This is a genomic window from Streptomyces sp. NPDC002886, assembly GCF_042888445.1.
In the GTDB taxonomy this organism is placed as follows: domain Bacteria; phylum Actinomycetota; class Actinomycetes; order Streptomycetales; family Streptomycetaceae; genus Streptomyces.
This window is the reverse complement of record NZ_JBIAPV010000002.1, coordinates 1320363-1340078: the sequence shown is the minus strand read 5'-3', so window position 1 is coordinate 1340078 and position 19716 is coordinate 1320363. Positions and strand designations below refer to the sequence as shown.

At 71.7% G+C, this 19716-nt stretch carries 15 protein-coding genes and 1 rRNA gene; 8 read left to right on the top strand and 8 right to left on the bottom strand.

Annotated elements, in window-relative coordinates; translation table 11 throughout:
* The first annotated feature begins 137 nt into the window (after positions 1-137).
* Positions 138-255 (top strand): 5S ribosomal RNA (gene rrf, locus ACFYYB_RS12255).
* A gap of 98 nt (positions 256-353) precedes the next feature.
* Here the strand turns inward: rrf and ACFYYB_RS12250 are convergent.
* The 6 genes from ACFYYB_RS12250 to ACFYYB_RS12225 all read right to left on the bottom strand — a co-directional run bounded on the left by ACFYYB_RS12250 (position 354) and on the right by ACFYYB_RS12225 (position 6885).
* Complete coding sequence (locus ACFYYB_RS12250) at positions 354-950, bottom strand: Uma2 family endonuclease (RefSeq protein ID WP_389434919.1); 597 nt, start codon at positions 948-950, stop codon at positions 354-356.
* A 75-nt stretch (positions 951-1025) separates the two neighbouring features.
* Entirely contained in the window at positions 1026-2336 is a 1311-nt protein-coding gene (locus ACFYYB_RS12245) for a DUF58 domain-containing protein (protein WP_389434918.1), read from the bottom strand.
* Positions 2336-3298 carry an AAA family ATPase gene (locus ACFYYB_RS12240; protein ID WP_389434916.1) on the bottom strand — a complete coding sequence of 321 codons (963 nt, stop codon included), beginning with the start codon at positions 3296-3298 and terminating at the stop codon, positions 2336-2338. Before ACFYYB_RS12240 ends, ACFYYB_RS12245 begins: the two co-directional genes overlap by 1 nt.
* A complete protein-coding gene (locus ACFYYB_RS12235) occupies positions 3295-4419 on the bottom strand; it encodes a DUF4350 domain-containing protein (protein WP_389434914.1) in 1125 nt (374 codons plus the stop codon). Before ACFYYB_RS12235 ends, ACFYYB_RS12240 begins: the two co-directional genes overlap by 4 nt.
* Positions 4420-5003: 584 nt before the next feature.
* Positions 5004-5666, bottom strand: coding sequence for a DUF4129 domain-containing protein (locus ACFYYB_RS12230; protein ID WP_389434913.1), 663 nt, complete (start codon positions 5664-5666; stop codon positions 5004-5006).
* A gap of 7 nt (positions 5667-5673) precedes the next feature.
* Positions 5674-6885, bottom strand: a complete 1212-nt coding sequence (locus tag ACFYYB_RS12225) for a hypothetical protein (RefSeq protein WP_389434912.1) — start codon at positions 6883-6885, stop codon at positions 5674-5676.
* Positions 6886-7157: 272 nt separating this feature from the next.
* On the opposite strand from ACFYYB_RS12225, the gene mtrA reads away from it, so the two are divergent.
* The 6 genes from mtrA to ACFYYB_RS12195 all read left to right on the top strand — a co-directional run bounded on the left by mtrA (position 7158) and on the right by ACFYYB_RS12195 (position 14712).
* Positions 7158-7847, top strand: a complete 690-nt coding sequence (gene mtrA, locus ACFYYB_RS12220) for a two-component system response regulator MtrA (protein WP_274552971.1) — start codon at positions 7158-7160, stop codon at positions 7845-7847.
* 1 nt (position 7848) lies between these two features.
* Positions 7849-9939 carry an MtrAB system histidine kinase MtrB gene (mtrB, locus tag ACFYYB_RS12215; RefSeq protein WP_389434911.1) on the top strand — a complete coding sequence of 697 codons (2091 nt, stop codon included), beginning with the start codon at positions 7849-7851 and terminating at the stop codon, positions 9937-9939.
* Entirely contained in the window at positions 9929-11776 is a 1848-nt protein-coding gene (locus tag ACFYYB_RS12210) for an LpqB family beta-propeller domain-containing protein (RefSeq protein ID WP_389434910.1), read from the top strand. The genes mtrB and ACFYYB_RS12210 overlap by 11 nt, the downstream gene beginning before the upstream one ends.
* A gap of 88 nt (positions 11777-11864) precedes the next feature.
* Positions 11865-12665, top strand: coding sequence for a ComF family protein (locus ACFYYB_RS12205; protein WP_389434909.1), 801 nt, complete (start codon positions 11865-11867; stop codon positions 12663-12665).
* A 358-nt stretch (positions 12666-13023) separates the two neighbouring features.
* Entirely contained in the window at positions 13024-13725 is a 702-nt protein-coding gene (hpf, locus tag ACFYYB_RS12200; protein ID WP_389434907.1) for a ribosome hibernation-promoting factor, HPF/YfiA family, read from the top strand.
* Between the two features lie 258 nt (positions 13726-13983).
* Positions 13984-14712 carry a response regulator transcription factor gene (locus tag ACFYYB_RS12195; protein ID WP_243337414.1) on the top strand — a complete coding sequence of 243 codons (729 nt, stop codon included), beginning with the start codon at positions 13984-13986 and terminating at the stop codon, positions 14710-14712.
* Positions 14713-14857: 145 nt separating this feature from the next.
* Here the strand turns inward: ACFYYB_RS12195 and ACFYYB_RS12190 are convergent, their stop codons facing one another.
* Together ACFYYB_RS12190 and ACFYYB_RS12185 are read right to left on the bottom strand one after the other, a co-directional pair.
* Positions 14858-16033 (bottom strand): winged helix-turn-helix domain-containing protein, encoded by a 1176-nt coding sequence (locus ACFYYB_RS12190; protein WP_389434904.1) that lies wholly within the window; start codon positions 16031-16033, stop codon positions 14858-14860.
* 9 nt (positions 16034-16042) lie between these two features.
* Positions 16043-16621 (bottom strand): GNAT family N-acetyltransferase, encoded by a 579-nt coding sequence (locus tag ACFYYB_RS12185; RefSeq protein ID WP_389434902.1) that lies wholly within the window; start codon positions 16619-16621, stop codon positions 16043-16045.
* Between the two features lie 240 nt (positions 16622-16861).
* Between ACFYYB_RS12185 and secA the strand changes: the two genes are divergently transcribed.
* On the top strand, positions 16862-19642 hold the full coding sequence (gene secA / locus ACFYYB_RS12180; RefSeq protein WP_389434900.1) for a preprotein translocase subunit SecA: 2781 nt from the start codon (positions 16862-16864) through the stop codon (positions 19640-19642).
* Positions 19643-19716: the final 74 nt, after the last annotated feature.

Sequence of the window (19716 nt, the reverse complement as noted above, 5' to 3'; positions counted from 1 at the left end):
CAGATGTGGAAGCCCGGTAACGGGTGGAGCTGACTGGTACTAATAGGCCGAGGGCTTGTCCTCAGTTGCTCGCGTCCACTGTGTTAGTTCTGAAGTAACGAACTGTGTTCATATCCGGTTGGTTAACTTCATAGTGTTTCGGTGGTCATAGCGTTAGGGAAACGCCCGGTTTACATTCCGAACCCGGAAGCTAAGCCTTTCAGCGCCGATGGTACTGCAGGGGGGACCCTGTGGGAGAGTAGGACGCCGCCGAACAATCATTGTAGAGAGCCCCGTACCAGGGAACTGGTACGGGGCTTTTCTGCGTTTACGGGGACTTTTCAGGGCACGGTCCATGTGGATTTGGTTGGGGCCTACCAGTCGGCGGGGTAGCTCCTGAGGCTGCTCGTGTCGAGCGTCCAGCGGCCGGCGACGACGGTGTCTCCGAAGGCGTACGGGACCGTCTTGCGGTAGCGGACTCCGTCGGGCCCTTCCGAGGGGTCGCAGTGCACCGTGGCGGTCTTTTTGTCCTTGCGGGGGTCCACCACGACGTAGAGCGGGACGCCCATCTTCGGATAGTCGTGAAGCTTGTCGCGGCTGTCAGTAAGGGAATTCGTACGCGAGACGACCTCCACCACCATCAGGACATCGCGCGAGTTGACCACCTTCGCCGTGTCGTCGGTATCTTCCTCGGCGATGACCATGAGGTCGGGGACCTTGGTCAGGCCCGTCACCGGATCGCCCATGTTCGTGTCGTTGAGAGCCATGACCTCTGGCGTCTGTGATTCGATCTGACGGCGTAGCCGCACCACGTTCAGCCCGTGGGGAGCCGTGGGGCTCATCATCGTGAGGGAGATCTGACCTTCGGTCGTCTGGACCTTCCACTGGTCTTCCTGGTGCTCCGCCAGCTCCGAGAGCTGCTCCGCGAAGTCGTGCATGCGGCGCATCTGTTCCGGGGTGAGGTCGGCCATGGTGTCCTCCTGGTGGGTACCGTGCCCAGCGTATCCAGATCAGGACGGAACGTCCCCGTGGTGGGACGGCTGGGGTCAGAGCCGGCCTGCGGCCTTGAGGGACAGGTAGGCGTCGGCCAGGGCCGGGGCCAGGGCTTCCGGGGTGGCGTCGACGACGTGGACGCCGTGGCGGGTGAGCTGTTCGGCCGTGCGGCGGCGGGCCGCCTGGGACTGGGTGCCGGCGGCGGCTTCGTAGACGGCTTCCACCGTGCCGCGGGACTTCGTCATGTCCGCTACGTGGGGGTCGGAGACGGAGGCCAGCAGGACCGTGTGGCGCTGGGTGAGGCGGGGGAGGAGCGGGAGCAGGCCCTCCTCGACCGGGGCCTGGTCCAGGCTCGTCAGGAGGACCACCAGGGAGCGGCGCGGGGCGCTGCGCAGGATGGTGGAGACCAGGGTGCGGGAGTCGGTTTCGACCAGTTCCGGTTCGAGGGTCGCCATCGCGTTGACGAAGGCGGGCAGGGTGTCGGCGGCGCCGCGGGCCTGGACCTGGGCGCGGAGGCGGCGGTCGTGGGCCAGGAGGTCCACGCGGTCGCCGGCGCGGGTGGCCAGGGCGGTGAGGAGCAGGGCGGCGTCCATCGCGGAGTCCAGCCGCGGAGCGTCGCCGACGCGGCCGGCCGCGGTGCGGCCGGTGTCGAGGCAGATCAGGATGTGGCGGTCGCGTTCCGGGCGCCAGGTGCGGACGGCGACCTTGTTCTGGCGGGCGGTGGCCCGCCAGTCGATGGAACGGGTGTCGTCGCCGGGTACGTAGTCGCGCAGGCTGTCGAACTCCGTGCCCTCACCGCGCGTCAGGACGCTGGTGCGGCCGTCGAGTTCGCGCAGGCGCGCGAGGCGGGAGGGGAGGTGCTTGCGGCTGGTGAACGGGGGCAGGACGCGGACCGTCCAGGGGACGGTGTGGTGGCCCTGGCGGGCCAGCAGGCCCAGCGGACCGTACGAGCGGATCGTGACGCGGGACGCCTGGCGGTCGCCGCGGCGGGTGGGCCGCAGGCGGGTGGTGAGGCGGCGGCGTTCGCCCGGAGGCACCGTCAGGGCATGGCGGGAGTCGGCGACTTCCGTTCCGGGGACCCAGCTGCTCGGGGGCCAGGCGTCGCGGATCCGGGCGCGGAGGGTCCGGGGGGACGGGTTCGTGACGGTGAGGTGGACGTCCGCGGATTCGCCGAGGCGGACGGAGGTGTCGCCGGAGCGGGCCAGGAGGAGCGTGCGGACCGGGGCGGCGAGGGCGTAGTCGACCGCGCAGGCCAGGGCGAGGGGGGCGTTGACCGCCAGCATCCCCGTCCAGCTCGGGCCGAGGAGGCCGACGGGGATGCTGCCGAGGGCCGCGAGCAGGGCGGCGCGTCCGGTGAACGCCATCAGCGCGGGACGGGGACGTGGGTGAGGATCGCGGTGATGACCGCGTCGGCCGTGACGCCCTCCATCTCGGCCTCGGGGCGCAGTTGGACGCGGTGGCGCAGGGTCGGCAGGGCGAGGGCCTTCACGTCGTCGGGGGTGACGTAGTCGCGGCCCACGAGCCAGGCCCAGGCGCGGGCGGTGGCCAGTAGGGCGGTGGCGCCGCGCGGGGAGACGCCGAGGGTGAGGGAGGGGGATTCGCGGGTGGCGCGGCAGATGTCGACGACGTAGCCGGTGATCTCCGGGGAGACGCTGGTGGCTTCGACGGCCTTGCGGGCGGCGTCGAGTTCGGCGGGGCCGGCGACCGGGCGGATGCCGGCGGAGTGCAGGTCGCGGGGGTTGAAGCCGGCCGCGTGGCGGGTCAGTACGCCGATCTCGTCCTCGCGGGAGGGGAGCGGGACGGTGAGCTTCAGGAGGAAGCGGTCGAGCTGGGCCTCGGGGAGGGGGTACGTGCCCTCGTACTCGACCGGGTTCATGGTGGCGGCGACGAGGAACGGCTCCGGGAGCTTGCGGGGCGTGCCGTCGACGGTGACCTGGCGTTCCTCCATCGCTTCGAGGAGGGAGGACTGGGTCTTGGGGGGCGTGCGGTTGATCTCGTCGGCGAGGAGGAGATTGGTGAAGACCGGGCCGTTCTGGAAGGAGAACTCCGCGGTGCGGGCGTCGTAGACGAGGGAGCCGGTGACGTCGCTCGGCATCAGGTCGGGGGTGAACTGGACGCGCTTGGTGTCGAGTTCGAGAGAGGCGGCGAGGGCCCGTACGAGGAGGGTCTTCGCGACGCCGGGGACGCCTTCGAGGAGGACGTGGCCGCGGCAGAGGAGGGCTACGACGAGACCGGTGACGGCGGAATCCTGGCCGACCACGGCCTTTCCGATCTCGGTGCGGAGCGCCTCCAGGGCGGAGCGGGCGCTGTCCGTGGTGGCCGTCATGAGGTGCGGACCTCCCTTTCGAGGGCGTCGAGGTGGTCGGCGAGCGCGATGAGCGCCGCATCGGTGGTGGGGGTGGTGCCGAAGAGCAGGGTGTCCGGGTCGTGCGGAGGCGGTCCGGCGGTGAGGCGGGCCGCGACGGCGGGGACCAGGGAGGCCGGGTCGTGGGCTTGGGCGGCCGGTACGCCGACCAGTGCGGCCAGGCGTTCGCGGGCGGCGGCGCGCAGCACGGTGGCCGCGCGGTCGCGGGCGCCGGCCTTGCGGTAGAGGCGGGCGCGGCCCTCGGTGGCCTCGGAGGCGCGGACGAGGACGGGGAGGCGTTCCGTGACGAGCGGGCCGAGGCGGCGGGCGCGCCAGAGGGCGGCGACGGCGGCGGCGAGGAAGAGCTGGAGCAGGGCCCAGCTCCAGCCGGCGGGGATCAGGTCGAGGAAGTTCCGCTCCTCGCCGGTGCCGCTGCCTTCGGCGTTGTCGGCGAGGGACGGCAGGTACCAGACGAGGTGCGGGCGGGAGCCGAGGAGTTGGAGCGCGAGGGAGGCGTTGCCCTCCTTGGCGAGGTTCTGGTTGAGGAGGGCGTCCTCGGAGCCGAGGAGGACGGTGTCGCCGCCGGGGATGCCGGTGGGCAGGACGAGGAGGGTGGGGTGCCCGGCGTCGGGGTAGCAGCCGGTGGCTCCGGGGGTGGTGGTGGCGTAGCTGTGGCCACCGCCCGTCGCGGCGCGGCCCGCGGTGGTGGCGGCGGGGAGGGTGCAGGAGCCGCCCGGGTCGAGGTTCGTGTCCGGGGCGGCGGAGTCGCCGGAGGTGCGGGTGCCGGGGGCCAGGGAGGGGAGGCTGAGGGAGCTCGGCGCGAGCAGGACGGTCCGGCCGCCGGAGAGGTCGATCGCGGAACGGACGGCGCGGAGTTGGGTCTCCCCGAGCCGGTCGGGGTCGGTCACCAGCAGGGTCGTGTCGGGGCCGGAGGCGTCGGCGGCCTCCGCGGCGGTGGTGACGACGCGGGTCGTCACCCCGCGGTCCGCGAGCAGTTCGGCCACGGCCCGGCTGCCGGCGGGGTCGGCGGAGCGGGGGTCGAGGTAGCCGTGCCGGGCACCGGAGTTGAGGGCGGCGAGGGCCAACCCGGCGGCGAGGAGCACCGCGAGAGCCAGGAGGAACCCGCGGGAGCGGGTCCACAGGTCCCGGGGTGACGCGCCTCCGGCGGTGGTACGGGGAGGGGCGGCGGCCTCGCCGGCCGCCGAGGCGGGGGCTCCGCCGGCGGGGGCTCCGCCGGCGGGGGTCGCTGCCGAGGGGGCTGCGCCCGGGGCGGGGTGGCCCGTGCCCGTTCCGCCCGACCCAGGGGGTGCCGCAGCGGAGCTGGCGGGAACGGGGGCTGCGCCCGGCACGGTGGAGCCTGCGCCGGGCGGGGGCGCCGCCGGGTGGGGAGGGGGCGTTGGGGCTGCGCCCGGTCCGCCCGCGCCAGGGGGTGCTGCAGCGGAGCCGGGGGGCACGGGGGCTGCGCCCGGCAGGGTGAAGCCTGTGCCGGGAGGGGGCGTCGGGGCTGCGCCCGGTGTGCCCGACCCCGAGGGTGCCGCAGCGGAGGTGGGGGGCACGGGGGCTGCGCCCGGCACGGTGGAGCCTGCGCCGGGCGGGGGCGCCGCCGGGTGGCCGGGCGTCACGGGGGCCGCGCCTCCCGGGGGGTGGTCCGTGCCGGGGGTGGCATTCGGGTCGTGGGGGTTGTCGGTCATGGGGTGGGGCCCGTCAGGAGGGGCTTGGTGTGGGACAGGGCCCCGTCCAGGGTGGTGAGGGTCGCGTACATGTCGGGGGTGGCGGGGTGGGCGCCGTAGGTGACGTCGTCGAAGGTGCGCGCCGCCGTGCGCAGGGCCGTCGCGTGGGACGGGAGGGAGCGGGCGGCTTCGGCGGCCGCCTCGTCCGCGGTGCGGCCCGGGCGGGGGTCGAGGAGGGTGCGTTCCTCCAGGGAGCGGACCACGGCGCGCATGCGCTCCTGGACGGCTTCGCTCCAGCGGCCCTCGCCGGCCAGTGCTTCGGCGCTGGCGCGGTGGTCCGCCGCGCTGCGGACACCGTCGTCGAAGAGGGTGCCGGGGGTGCGCGAGGCCGTACGGCCGAGGGTGCCCAGGCGCCACCACAGGGCGGCGGTGACCAGGAGGGCGAACACGATGATGGCCAGCAGGCCCAGCGTGCCGCCCGGGGTCGCGCCGGAGGCGCGGTCGAAGAGGTCGCCCACCCACTCCCAGAAGCGGTTCAGGGCCCGCTGCACCAGCCCCGGGTCGTTCTCGTGGTACGCGGGCTTGGACAGCTCGTGGCGGGCCGCCTCGCGGGCGGCCTCGCGGCCGATGCCGGGTTGTGGCGTGGGTGGTGGTGCGAGCAGGCCCCCCGTGCTCCTCATTCCCGCGTCAGCCTCCGGTCGGCGGCGTGGCGGTGCCGTAGTTCTCGATGCCCGCGGCCCGCGCCAGTTCCAGGTCGAGGGCCTCGCGGCGGATGCGCTGGTCGACGTAGAGCAGGACGGTGACGCCGGCCTGGACCGGCATGGTGATCGTCAGGGCGATGACCCCGCCGATGCCCGTGGAGATCAGGTAGCCCCAGCTCGTGGCCCCGGTGCCGTCGGCCATGCCTTCGAGGCCGCCGCCGAACACCAGCCCGCCCACGACGGTGAGGGGGAGGACGATGAGGCCCGAGAGCAGGGTCGTGATGACGCCGGTCAGGAGGGTGATGCCGAAGATCCGCCACCAGGAGCCCTTGACCAGCTTCGAGGAGCGGACGAAGGCCTTGCGGACCGTCGTCTGCTCCAGCATCAGGGCGGGGGAGGCCAGGGCGAACTTGATCCAGAGCCAGAGGATCACGCCCAGGGCGGCGAGCCCGCCCAGGATGGCGAGGGCGGCCTGTCCGGCCAGGGCGCCGGGCAGAACCAGGACGGTGAAGAGGACGGCCGATCCGATGCCCAGGAGGAGGGTGAGGCCGAACAGGCGCAGGAGCTGCGGCCGCGCCTCGCGCCAGGCGGCGCCGATGGAGGAGCCGTGTCCGAGGACCGCGCGGCTGAAGATCATGGTGAGCATGGCGGTGGCCACGATGGATCCGACGAGCTGGATGAAGCCGTCCAGCGCGCTGACCCCCACCAGGCTGCCGAAGGATTCGAGCTCTTCCTTCCCCGGGCCGCTGCTCGACGCGTCCACGACGAGGTCGGCGAACAGGTACTTCTGGGTGAGCACGCTGGCCAGCTGGACGACGACGGCCACGATCAGGGTGATCGGCAGCACCGCGCGCCAGTGCTTGCGCATGGTGCTGACGGCGCCGTCGAGGATCTCGCCCAGGCCTAGCGGCCGCAGCGGGATCACGCCGGGCTTCACGGCCTGGGTGTGCGCGCCCCAGCCGTTCTGGGGGCCGGTGCCGTACGAACCCCAGCCAGCGCCCGGCTGCGGAGCCGGGGGCTGCTGCGGGTTCGGCGGGGTGTGGCCCGGGGTCGGGCTCGACCACTGGCCGGGCGGTGGCTGCTCGGCGGACCACTTGGAATCGGTGCCGGAACCGCCCGCGGGTGGCTGCGTACCGGGGGAGCCCTCACCGTCGGACGGGGAGGATCCGGGCGTAGCCCAGCCCGGAGAGTCGTTCATCGTCGCTCCTTCACGTGCACGCGGGGTGCGGGCGCTTGGTCCGGCTGCCATCGTGCCATGTGACAACCTCGAACGGACCAGCCGTCCCGAACGGAACAGGGGCCTCCCGGATCCCGAATGGATGCCGGACGGATCCCGGACGTTCGCGCCTTCGTCTGGGGGCCGGATCCGGGGCACACTGGGCGCCCTGATCTCCACGCAGGTCCGAGGGACGATTTCCAGCCCCTTTGGCTGTGGGACAGCTCACCGCCGGGTAACGATTAGCTAATGGGATGATGTCAACCATGAAGGGACGCGTCCTTGTCGTCGACGACGACACCGCGCTGGCCGAGATGCTCGGCATTGTGCTGCGTGGAGAAGGTTTTGAGCCGTCGTTCGTAGCGGACGGCGACAAGGCACTGGCTGCCTTCCGGGAGGCGAAGCCGGATCTCGTGCTGCTCGACCTCATGCTGCCCGGTAGGGACGGCATAGAGGTGTGCAGGCTGATCCGCGCCGAGTCTGGCGTACCGATCGTGATGCTCACCGCCAAGAGCGACACCGTGGACGTGGTCGTGGGCCTGGAGTCCGGGGCCGACGACTACATCGTCAAGCCGTTCAAGCCAAAGGAGCTGGTGGCCCGCATCCGGGCCCGCCTGCGCCGTTCGGAGGAGCCGGCGCCCGAGCAGCTGACCATCGGTGACCTGGTCATCGACGTGGCGGGGCACTCGGTGAAGCGGGAAGGCGCCTCGATCGCGCTGACCCCGCTGGAGTTCGACCTGCTGGTCGCGCTCGCCCGCAAGCCCTGGCAGGTCTTCACCCGCGAGGTGCTGCTGGAGCAGGTCTGGGGCTACCGCCACGCGGCCGACACCCGTCTGGTCAACGTGCACGTCCAGCGACTGCGCTCCAAGGTCGAGAAGGACCCGGAGCGCCCCGAGATCGTCGTGACGGTGCGCGGGGTCGGCTACAAGGCCGGACCGAGCTGACATGACACCCGGCAAGCCCCGTGGCCGCTCCCGCTGGGGAGCGCTGCGGGGCGGCCGGCAGCTCCGCCTCGACGCGGTCGGAGCGCCCGGCGGCCCCGTGCTGCGACTGTTCGTACGCCTCGTACGACGGCCGCTGCTTCCGGCTGTCCGGCTGTGGCGGCGCAACATCCAGCTCCGGGTGGTCGCCGCCACCCTGCTGATCTCCCTCGCCGTGGTCCTCGCCCTCGGGTTCGTGGTCATCGCGCAGGTCAGCAAGGGCCTCCTCGACGCCAAGGAGGAGGCCGCGCAGAGCCAGGCCGCGGGCGGCTTCGCGGTCGCACAGGAGAAGGCCAACACGCCCTATACGGCGGATGTGGCCGACGCCTCCGACAACAAGGTCGGCCGGGACGCCAGTACCTGGATGAACTCCCTGGTCAAACAGCTCGCCAGTGGTGGGCAGAGCGCCTTCGAGGTGGCGGCGCTGGGCGCCGGCACCGGAACCGGCGAAGAACAGCCGGCCGGCCGGGGCGCCCCCGGTGTCCGCGGGGCCCGCGCCTCCGGCAACGTGGACCCGGGCGCCAGCGTCCCGCTGGGGCTGCGCCGCAACGTCAACCACGCGACCGGCGCCTTCAAGACCTTCTCGCAGATCCGCTACACCGACGCCGGGGACAAGCTGCCCGAGCCCGCGCTGGTCATCGGCAAGCGGCTCACCGACATCAACGGCGACCCGTACGACCTGTACTACCTCTTCCCGCTCACCCAGGAGGAGGAGTCCCTCAACCTGGTCAAGGTCACCATCGCCACCGCGGGCCTGTTCGTCGTCGTCCTGCTCGGCGGGATCGCCTGGCTGGTCGTGCGCCAGGTCGTCACCCCCGTCCGGATGGCCGCCGGGATCGCCGAGCGGCTTTCGGCGGGTCGGCTCCAGGAGCGGATGAAGGTCACCGGCGAGGACGACATCGCCCGTCTGGGCGAGGCCTTCAACAAGATGGCCCAAACCCTCCAGAACAAGATCCAGCAGCTGGAGGACCTCTCCCGGCTCCAGCGGCGCTTCGTCTCGGACGTCTCCCACGAGCTGCGCACCCCGCTGACGACGGTCCGGATGGCGGCGGACGTCATCCACGACGCCCGTGCCGACTTCGACCCGGTCACCGCGCGCTCCGCCGAGCTCCTCGCCGGGCAGCTCGACCGCTTCGAGTCGCTGCTCGCCGACCTGCTGGAGATCAGCCGCTTCGACGCGGGCGCCGCGGCCCTGGAGGCGGAGCCGATCGACCTGCGGGACGTCGTGCACCGGGTCATCGACGGGGCCCAGCCGCTCGCCGACCACAAGAACACCCGGATCCGCGTCCTCGGGGACACCCAGCCGGTGATAGCCGAGGCCGACGCCCGGCGCGTGGAGCGGGTCCTGCGCAACCTCGTCGTCAACGCCGTCGAGCACGGCGAGGGCCGCGACGTGGTCGTCCGGCTCGCCTCGGCGGGCGGGGCCGTCGCCGTGGCCGTACGGGACTACGGAGTCGGGCTCAAGCCCGGCGAGGCCACCCGGGTCTTCAACCGCTTCTGGCGCGCCGACCCGGCGCGGGCGCGCACGACGGGCGGTACCGGCCTCGGCCTGTCCATCGCCGTCGAGGACGCCCGGCTGCACGGGGGCTGGCTCCAGGCGTGGGGCGAGCCGGGCGGCGGCTCGCAGTTCCGCCTGACGCTGCCGCGCACCGCCGACGAGCCGCTGCGCGGATCGCCGATCCCGCTGGAGCCCGAGGATTCCCGGGCCAGCCGGGCCAGGGCCGCCGCGGATGCCGCCGGCGCCGCGGAGGGCTCCGCGGCGGCCGGGCGCCAGGCGCAGCAGGCGGGGCGGAGCGACCGGTCGCCGATACCGCCGAGATCCCCGGTCGCGGGCGCGGTGCCCGTACCGGCCGACCCGACGGCGCTGCCGGGCAGCGGGGCGCGGGTCGTGACCCGGCCGGCGGAGCAGGGACACGGTTCCGGGGGCGGGGCGGCGGCGAACGCGCGCTCCGGCCGGGCGGCGGGAGCAACCGACCGAGAGGGTGGCAGCGGTGGAACCGGCGAAGAGGGCGGCGCGGGCGGCGCGGGGGCCGGGGGTGGATCGCATGGGCGCTGAGCCGGGACGGTCGCGCCGGCGCACGCCGGGCGCGCTCGGCGCACTGAGGGCGTTCGCCTTCGGTGCGGCGGGGCTGTTGCTGGCCGGCTGCGCCTCCATGCCCGACCACGGCGAGGTCCGACCCGTGGAGGCCTCCCAGGGTGTCGACTCCCAGGTCCGCGTCTTCGGTGTGCCGCCGGCCGACAAGGCCAGCCCGCAGGAGATCGTCGACGGCTTCCTGGAGGCCATGACCAGCGATGATCCGCAGCTCCAGACGGCCCGCAAGTACCTCACCGAGGACGCGGCGAAGAACTGGAAGCCCGGAGCGGCCGTCACCGTGCTCTCCGCCGGCCTCGACCGGTTCTCCGTACCGGGCGAGAAGGAGCCGGCCGCCACTCCCCGGTTCAAGATCGCGGGCAAGATGCTGGCCACGGTGGACGAGCGCAGCGCGTACCAGCCGGAGACCAGCGACCAGCGCTACGAGGAGTTCCTCCAGCTCCAGCAGAAGGACGGCCAGTGGCGGATCGCGACTCCGCCCAGCAGCCTGGTGCTGAGCGAGTCCGACTTCCAGCGCATCTACCGGCCGGTCAACAAGTACTACTTCGCGGGCTCCACGCTCGTCGCCGACCCCGTCTACGTGCGCCAGCGCAGCGACCCCGATTCCCGGATGGACCCCACCACCCAGACCGTCACCTCGCTGCTGGCCGGGCCCTCCAAGTGGCTCGGGCCGGTGGTCACTTCCAGCTTTCCGACCGGTACGGAGCTGCGGGAGGGCACCAAGTCCCTCTCGATCGACGGTCAGAACACGCTGCGCGTGCCCCTGAACAAGAACGCGGACGACGTCGCGGGGCCCCAGTGCCAGCGGATGGCGACCCAGCTCCTCTACACGGTCAAGGATCTGACGGGTTTCCGGGTCGACCGGGTCGACATCGTGCGCTCCGACGGCACCACGGCCTGCCAGGTGTCCGAGGCGGCGGCCGCCGTGATCGCCAACCTGCCGCCCTCGCCCGGACACCAGTACTACGTGGACGCCGAGAACCGGCTGCAGCGGTTGAACCTGGACCCCAACAGCGAGGAGCAGCAGGACCCGCCGTCACCGGCTCCCGGGCCGCTGGCCGCGAACCCGGCCTTCAAGGTGGGCTCCGCCGCCGTGTCCTACGACGAGAAGCGCGCCGCGGTCGTCTCCGAGGACGGGCACGGGCTGTACGTGGTCAACCTGACCACCGCCGGACCGATGCCACCGGCGCTGCTGAACGCCAAGGGCACGAAGCCCAATGGGCTCACCACCCCGACGTGGGACGCGGCGGGCGACCTGTGGGTCGCCGACTCCGACGTGCAGAACTCGACGCTGTGGCGGCTGCCCGGCGGCGCCGGGCCGGCCGAACGGGTCGAGGTGTCCGGGCTGGCCGGCGGACGGATCACGGGGCTGAAGGCCTCGCCCGACGGGGTGCGGATCGCACTGCTGGTGCAGCGGGAGAGCCGCAAGTACCTGTACACCGGGCGGATCGAGCGGCCCGACGGGAAGGGCGACGCCTCGGCGGTCTCGGTGCGCGAGCTGCGCGCGGCCGCCCCGCAGCTGGCCGACGTGACGGCGATGAGCTGGGCGCCGCGAGGCCGGCTGCTGGTGGTGGGCCGGGAGAGCGGCGGGGTCGTACAGGCCCGCTACATGCTGGCCGACGGCTCGATGGTCGGAGCCGGCCTGCCCGGCGCGACCGGGCTCGTGGCGGTCGCCGCGAGCGAGGACGAGAAGAAGCCGGTGGTCGCCGAATCCCTGGAGGACGGCATCGTGTGGCTGCCGCCGGGGGCGCAGTGGCGCACGGTGGTGGCCGGCGGACGGGCTCCGGTCTACCCGGGCTGACGGCCGCGGCCGAAGCGCCGGCCTGGCCTTTTCCGTGGTTGTCCACAGGGGTGGTGGACGGCTGTCCCCGCCCGGCAGAGTGATCGGCATGCGGGAGTGGTGGCGGGGGACGGCGGGTGAGCTGGCCGGGCTGGTGCTGCCGGTCGGATGCGCCGGCTGCGGGGCCGGAGGCGCGGCGATGCTGTGCGGAGCCTGCCGGTCGGAGCTCAGTGGGGCCTTGGCGGGGCTGGTACGGCCGTCTCCGTGCCCCGCGGGGTTGCCCGCGGTCCATGCGGCCACCGCGTACCGGGAGGCCGTACGGGCGGTCGTACTGGCCCACAAGGAGCGCGGCGCGCTGCCGCTGGCCGGTGCCCTCGGCGCCTCGCTGGCGGCCGCGGTCCGCGCGGGCGGTCCGGGCGGGTCGAGCGGTGGGGGCGGCGGAGGCGGCGGCGGAGGCGGCGGGCTCGTCGTCCTGGTCCCCGTGCCCTCCGCGCGGCACCGGGTGCGGGCGCGCGGCCACGATCCGGCGCGCAGGATCGCCCTGGCCGCCTCGGCGCGGCTGCGGCGGGAGGGGGTGCCCGCGCGCGTGGCGCCCGTACTGCGGCTGCGGCGGGCGGTGGCCGACCAGGCGGGCCTGGGGGCCAAGCAGCGCCGGGAGAACCTCGCCGGGGCCCTGGAGGCGCGGCCCGGGGCCGGTCGGGTGACGGCGGGGGCGGCCCGGATCGTCGTCGTGGACGACCTCGTGACCACCGGATCCACCCTGGCGGAGGCGGCGCGGGCGCTGCGCGCGGCCGGGATCGGGGCGACCTCGGCGGCGGGTCTGACGGCCGCCGTGGTGGCCGCGCCGGCGGACTCCTTCGTACGTCCCGCCGCCGGTGCAACTCGAACAGAGCAAAAAACTTGGGAATAGATTTGGAACTGGAGGGGAAGGCGCATCGTTGCAGGTAGTAAGAGGGAACGGCCACCTGAACGGAGGTACGTTCCGGTAGCGGGTGCCGACAACCGGCATAGAGGGATATGTTCGGTTGTAAGGAATTGGCGAACCTTGGCCCCGCGCATCGGAGCGCACGTTTCGAGCGTTGTGACGGTTCGGAAACTTCGTGTCAGAGGTTGTCCCTCGACTCCGAAGTCGGTGGGGTGTAGATCTTGCCGGTGGGGGAGGAGGAGGTGGAAGTCGCCAAGTCCGAGGCTCCGGTGTTCACCGGGGTCTGGTGCGAAAGGGAGACGCTTCGCCCCTGAGGCGGAGCTATCCGGGAACGGAGTTCTGCGTGGACATCGTCGTCAAGGGCCGTAAGACCGAGGTGCCCGACCGGTTCCGCAAGCACGTGGCCGAGAAGCTGAATCCGGAGCGGATCCAGAAGCTCGACGCGAAGGTGATCAGCTTGGACGTCGAGGTGTCCAAGGAGCACAACCCGCGCCAGGCCGACCGTTCCGACCGCGTGGAGATCACCCTGCGTTCGCGGGGCCCGGTGATTCGTGCCGAGGCTTCCGCCGCCGACGCGTACGCGGCGCTCGACCTCGCTCAGGACAAGCTGGAGGCCCGGCTGCGCAAGCAGCACGACAAGCGCTACACGCGGCGCGGCGCCGGACGACTCTCGGCGGCGGAGGTCGCCGACGTGGTCCCGAACGCCGCCACCCTCAACGGCAACGGCGAGCCGGTCAACGGCGAGAAGACGGACGCGATTCCGACCACCCGGATCGGATCGCTGGAAGTGCAGGGCGACGGCCCGCTCGTCGTTCGCGAGAAGACCCACTCGGCCGCACCCATGTCGCTCGACCAGGCCCTGTACGAGATGGAACTGGTCGGTCACGACTTCTATCTGTTCGTCGATTCCGACACCAAGATGCCGAGCGTCGTCTACCGGCGCCACGGTTATGACTACGGCGTGATCCACCTCAACGCCTCCGACGCCGCCTCCAGCTCGGGTGAGCTCGACGGCGCGGGCGCGGGTGGCGCGCTCGGAGGCTGAGTCGCTGATTCCGGACTGATTCCGGACTGATTCCGGGCTGGATCCGGATGTCCGTGCGGTGCCCCCGCGTTCGCCCAGGCGGGCGCGGGGGCACTCGTGTGAGGTGATGGCTGCGCAACGGTGGCTTGTATGGGTCGGCCTGTAATCGTCGGCACCCGTTCGGTTACCTGGGCATGGAATCATGTCGGGCAGTCAGCCGGCGGCCGCTCTCGTCGGATTGACCCAGCAGCTCAGCACCGTGGTGCAGGGGGAGGAACGATGGCGGACAGCTTCGGGCCGGTGAGTGACGACAACGGTGCGGGCTGCCGTGACGAGGACCGGGTGGCAGAGCCGATCCGGGTGCTCGTGGTCGACGACCACGCGCTGTTCCGGCGCGGGCTGGAGATCGTCCTCGCGCAGGAGGAGGACATCCAGGTCGTCGGCGAGGCGGGTGACGGGGCGGAGGCCGTGGACAAGGCGGCGGATCTGCTGCCGGACATCGTGCTGATGGATGTGCGGATGCCGCGGCGCGGGGGGATCGAGGCGTGCACCTCGATCAAGGAGGTGGCGCCCTCCGCGAAGATCATCATGCTCACGATCAGCGACGAGGAGGCGGACCTCTACGACGCGATCAAGGCGGGGGCCACCGGGTACCTGCTGAAGGAGATCTCCACGGACGAGGTCGCGACGGCGATCCGGGCGGTCGCGGACGGTCAGTCGCAGATCAGTCCGTCGATGGCGTCGAAGCTGCTGACGGAGTTCAAGTCGATGATCCAGCGGACCGACGAGCGACGGTTGGTGCCGGCGCCGCGGCTGACGGATCGGGAGCTCGAGGTCCTGAAGCTGGTGGCCACCGGGATGAACAACCGCGATATCGCGAAGGAGTTGTTCATCTCCGAGAACACCGTGAAGAACCATGTGCGGAACATTCTGGAGAAGCTGCAGCTGCACTCCAGGATGGAGGCCGTGGTGTACGCGATGCGGGAGAAGATCCTCGAGATCCGGTAGGGGGCCGGCCTCGGTGCCGGGTGCGGGTGGTGTGCCCTGCGGGGCGGAGTCCCCTCCGCGACCTTCCACCGTTCCCCGGGGCTCCGCCCCGGATCCCGGTCCTCACACACCGGACGGCTGAAATGCCCTTGGCGGAGCCCGGGGTTCAGAGGGTGGACAGTTCCGCTGTGACTGCTTGCGCTTCCGCGGGAGAGCTCGCGCGGTCGATGCGGATCGTGTCGCAGCCGACCCAGGTGGCGGCTTCGCGGAGGGCTTCGGCCATGGGGCGGGCTGCCTTCGGGGTGGTCAGGGAGAGCTGGCGGGCCACCAGGGTGGTGCCCTCGCGGGCCGGATCCACACGGCCCTGGAGGTGGCCCCCGGCCAGCAGGGGCATCGCGAAGTAGCCGTGGATCCGCCGGGGCTTGGGCACGTAGGCCTCCAGGCGGTGGGTGAAGCCGAAGATCCGCTCCGTGCGCGGGCGTTCCCAGATCAGGGAGTCGAAGGGCGAGAGCAAGGTCGTGCGGTGGCGGCCCCGGGGGAGCGGGGAAAGGGCCGAGGGGTCCGCCCAGGCCGGTTTGTCCCAGCCCTCCACCTCCACCGGGACCAGGCCGGCGTCCTCGACCACGGCGTCGAAGTCCTGGTTCTTGAGGCGGTGGTAGTCAGCGATGTCGGAGCGGGTGCCCACGCCCAGGGACTGCCCCGCGAGGGCCACCAGGCGGCGCTTGCACTCCCGGTCGTCCAGGTCGTCGTGGAGCAGGGCGGAGGGGACCGCGCGCTCGGGGAGGTCGTAGACCCGCTTCCAGCCGCGGCGCTCGGTGCAGACGACCTCGCCGATGTCGAGGAGCCACTCCACCGCGATCTTCGTCTCGGACCATTCGAACCATTCGCCGCCGTTCTTGGCGCCGCCCAGTTCGGTGGAGGTGAGAGGGCCTTCGGCCGCCAGGCGGTCCAGGACCGTCTTCGTCGAGCGGTCCTTGTCCTCCAGGACGTGCCAGCGGTGGCCGCGGGCCTTGCGGGCCCGGCGGCGGAAGGCGAAGTGCGGCCATTCCTCGATCGGCAGGATGCAGGCCGCGTGCGACCAGTACTCGAAGGCGTGCTGGTCAGACCAGTACGAGGCTTCGACGGTGGAGCGGCCGACCGCGCCGAGGCGCGCGTACGGGACGAGCTCGTGGGACCGGGCCAGCACGGAGATCGTGTCGAGCTGGACGGCGCCCAGGTGGCGCAGGACGCCGCGGACCCCGCCGCGCCGGTCCGGGGCGCCCAGGAAGCCCTGCGCGCGCAGCGCGATGCGGCGGGCCTCGTCGGCGGAGAGGGACACGGTCGGCGGGGGTGCGGGCGTCATGACCGCACCCTAGACCCGGCCACCGACAGGCGAGGGAAGGTACGGGAGGCGGGAGGGCAGGCCGAGGTCCGAGGGGAGCATGGCGCCCGTCCAGCAGTCCCGCAGGGTTTCGCGGTGTTCCATGCCCGCGCGCGCGACGCCCTCGATGGTGAAGCCGGCCTTCTCGGCGACCCGGCGGGAGGCTTCGTTGCCGACGCCCGCGCGCCAGATCATCCGTACGCAGCCCAGCTCGGTGAAGGCCCAGCGCAGTACGGCGGGCAGCGCCTCGGGCAGATAGCCGCGGCCCCGGTGGCCGGCGACGGTCCAGTAGCCGACCTCGTGCGCGTTGTCGCCCTGCGGGCCCAGCCCGACGCAGGCGACCAGCGGGCCGCCGGCGCCGAGCCGGACGCCGAAGTTGTACTCGGAGCCGTTCTGCCCGCCCGGGACCCGGGTCGCGAAGGACTCGGCGTGCGTGCGCTCGTACGGGACGGGGACCGGTATCCAGCGCTGGATCGCGGGATCCTGCAGGGCCGCGTACACCTCGTCCGTGTCCGAGGCGTCCAGGGGGCGCAGGACGAGGCGCTCGGTGGTGAGGGTGATCGGTTCCATGGGCGGATTCTGCTCTGGGAGGACGGCCGCGGGGAAACGGATTCCCGAAGAGGGACCGCCCATACCGGCACCTTCGGCGCCCCTCGCACGTTCTCATTTCCGGGCAGTCCAGCCCCGCGGCAGTGCGGACCTCCCGACGCGACCGCGTCCTCGCTTACGATGGCCGTTGCGGTGGGGCCCACCCTCCGTGCCCGCGCACGAATACAGTGCCAGGCCCGACCGGCAAGGAGACAAACCTCGGTGTCCGTCTTCAACAAGCTCATGCGTGCAGGCGAAGGCAAGATCCTCAAAAAACTGCACCGCATCGCGGACCAGGTCAACTCCATCGAAGAGGACTTCGTCAACCTCTCCGACGCCGACTTGCGTGCGCTCACGGACGAGTACAAGCAGCGCTTCCAGGACGGCGAGACCCTGGACGACCTGCTGCCCGAGGCCTTCGCGACGGTCCGCGAGGCCGCGAAGCGCGTCCTCGGCCAGCGTCACTACGACGTCCAGATGATGGGCGGCGCCGCCCTGCACCTCGGCTACGTCGCCGAGATGAAGACCGGTGAGGGCAAGACCCTCGTCGGCACGCTCCCGGCGTACCTGAACGCGCTGTCCGGCAAGGGCGTCCACCTGATCACGGTGAACGACTACCTCGCCGAGCGCGACTCCGAGATGATGGGCCGGGTGCACAAGTTCCTCGGCCTGGAGGTCGGGTGCATCCTGGCGAACATGTCTCCGGCGCAGCGCCGTGAGCAGTACGCCGCCGACATCACGTACGGCACGAACAACGAGTTCGGCTTCGACTACCTCCGCGACAACATGGCGTGGTCGCAGGACGAGCTCGTCCAGCGCGGCCACAACTTCGCCGTGGTCGATGAGGTCGACTCGATCCTCGTCGACGAGGCCCGTACCCCGCTGATCATCTCGGGCCCGGCCGACCAGGCCACCAAGTGGTACGCGGACTTCGCGAAGCTGGTGACGCGCCTGACCAAGGGCGAGCCCGGCCAGCCCCTCAAGGGCATCGAGGAGACCGGCGACTACGAGGTCGACGAGAAGAAGCGCACCGTCGGCATCCACGAGACAGGTGTCGCGAAGGTCGAGGACTGGCTCGGCATCGAGAACCTCTACGAGTCGGTGAACACCCCGCTCGTCGGTTACCTCAACAACGCGATCAAGGCCAAGGAACTCTTCAAGAACGACAAGGACTACGTCGTCATCGACGGCGAAGTCATGATCGTCGACGAGCACACCGGCCGTATCCTCGCGGGCCGCCGCTACAACGAGGGCATGCACCAGGCCATCGAGGCGAAGGAAGGGGTGGACATCAAGGACGAGAACCAGACCCTCGCCACGATCACCCTGCAGAACTTCTTCCGCCTGTACTCGAAGCTGTCGGGCATGACCGGTACGGCCATGACCGAGGCCGCCGAGTTCCACCAGATCTACAAGCTCGGTGTCGTCCCGATCCCGACCAACCGCGACATGGTCCGCAAGGACCAGGCGGACCTGATCTACCGCACCGAGGTCGCGAAGTTCGCCGCCGTCGTCGACGACATCGCGGAGAAGCACGAGAAGGGCCAGCCGATCCTCGTCGGTACGACGTCGGTCGAGAAGTCCGAGTACCTCTCGCAGCAGCTCTCCAAGCGCGGCATCCCGCACGAGGTGCTGAACGCGAAGCAGCACGACCGCGAGGCCACGATCGTCGCCCAGGCGGGCCGTCGCGGCGCCGTCACGGTCGCCACGAACATGGCCGGCCGTGGTACCGACATCAAGCTCGGCGGCAACCCGGACGACCTCGCCGAGGCCGAGCTGCGCCAGCGCGGCCTGGACCCGGAGGAGCACATCGAGGAGTGGGCGCACGCCCTTCCCGAGGCGCTCACGCGGGCCGAGGCGGCCGTGAAGGCGGAGTTCGAGGAGGTCAAGGAGCTCGGCGGCCTGTACGTGCTGGGCACCGAGCGCCACGAGTCGCGCCGCATCGACAACCAGCTGCGCGGCCGCTCCGGCCGACAGGGCGACCCGGGCGAGTCCCGCTTCTACCTGTCGCTCGGCGACGACCTGATGCGGCTGTTCAAGGCGCAGATGGTCGAGCGCGTCATGTCGATGGCCAACGTGCCGGACGACGTGCCGATCGAGAACAAGATGGTCACGCGGGCCATCGCTTCGGCCCAGTCGCAGGTCGAGACCCAGAACTTCGAGACGCGCAAGAACGTCCTGAAGTACGACGAGGTCCTCAACAACCAGCGCACGGTCATCTACAAGGAGCGCCGCCGCGTCCTGGAGGGCGAGGACCTCCAGGACCAGATCCGTCACATGATGGACGACACCATCGACGCGTACATCACGGCCGAGACGGTCGAGGGGTTCGCGGAGGAGTGGGACCTGGACCGGCTGTGGAACGCCTTCCGGCAGCTCTACCCGATCAAGGTCACGGTGGAGGAGCTGGAGGACGCCGCGGGCGACCGCGCCGGCATCACCGCCGAGTTCATCGCGGAGTCCGTCAAGGACGACATTCACGAGCAGTACGAGGCCCGCGAGGCCACGCTCGGCTCCGACATCATGCGCGAGCTGGAGCGGCGCGTGGTGCTGTCGGTGCTGGACCGCAAGTGGCGCGAGCACCTGTACGAGATGGACTACCTGCAGGAGGGCATCGGCCTGCGGGCGATGGCCCAGAAGGACCCGCTGGTCGAGTACCAGCGCGAGGGCTTCGACATGTTCAACGCCATGCAGGAGGGCATCAAGGAGGAGTCCGTCGGCTACCTGTTCAACCTGGAGGTCCAGGTCGAGCAGCAGGTCGAGGAGGTCCTGGTGTCGGACTCCGGTCCGTCGCTGACCAAGCCGGAGATCCGGGCGAAGGGTCTGGACGCCCCGCAGCGGCCGGACCGCCTGCACTTCTCCGCGCCCACCGTGGACGGTGAGGGCGGCGTCGTCGAGGGTGACTTCGAATCGGATTCCGGTGACGACGCCGATTCCGGGATGACGCGCGCGGAGCGCCGCAAGGCCGCGAAGGCCACGGGCGGCCGTCGCCGCAAGAAGTAACCCGCGGGCTGCTCGCGGGATGGCCGCCGGGGCCGGACACCACGCTGTGCGTGGGGTCCGGCCCCGGCGGCGTT

Bases quoted from the DNA above. Each gene is read 5' to 3' on its own strand.
- ACFYYB_RS12250 (WP_389434919.1), bottom strand. From the start codon at position 950: ATGGCCGACCTCACCCCGGAACAGATGCGCCGCATGCACGACTTCGCG.
- ACFYYB_RS12245 (WP_389434918.1), bottom strand. From the start codon at position 2,336: ATGGCGTTCACCGGACGCGCCGCCCTGCTCGCGGCCCTCGGCAGCATC.
- ACFYYB_RS12240 (WP_389434916.1), bottom strand. From the start codon at position 3,298: ATGACGGCCACCACGGACAGCGCCCGCTCCGCCCTGGAGGCGCTCCGC.
- ACFYYB_RS12230 (WP_389434913.1), bottom strand. From the start codon at position 5,666: ATGAGGAGCACGGGGGGCCTGCTCGCACCACCACCCACGCCACAACCC.
- ACFYYB_RS12225 (WP_389434912.1), bottom strand. From the start codon at position 6,885: ATGAACGACTCTCCGGGCTGGGCTACGCCCGGATCCTCCCCGTCCGAC.
- mtrA (WP_274552971.1), top strand. From the start codon at position 7,158: ATGATGTCAACCATGAAGGGACGCGTCCTTGTCGTCGACGACGACACC.
- mtrB (WP_389434911.1), top strand. From the start codon at position 7,849: ATGACACCCGGCAAGCCCCGTGGCCGCTCCCGCTGGGGAGCGCTGCGG.
- ACFYYB_RS12210 (WP_389434910.1), top strand. From the start codon at position 9,929: ATGGGCGCTGAGCCGGGACGGTCGCGCCGGCGCACGCCGGGCGCGCTC.
- ACFYYB_RS12205 (WP_389434909.1), top strand. From the start codon at position 11,865: ATGCGGGAGTGGTGGCGGGGGACGGCGGGTGAGCTGGCCGGGCTGGTG.
- ACFYYB_RS12195 (WP_243337414.1), top strand. From the start codon at position 13,984: ATGGCGGACAGCTTCGGGCCGGTGAGTGACGACAACGGTGCGGGCTGC.
- ACFYYB_RS12190 (WP_389434904.1), bottom strand. From the start codon at position 16,033: ATGACGCCCGCACCCCCGCCGACCGTGTCCCTCTCCGCCGACGAGGCC.
- ACFYYB_RS12185 (WP_389434902.1), bottom strand. From the start codon at position 16,621: ATGGAACCGATCACCCTCACCACCGAGCGCCTCGTCCTGCGCCCCCTG.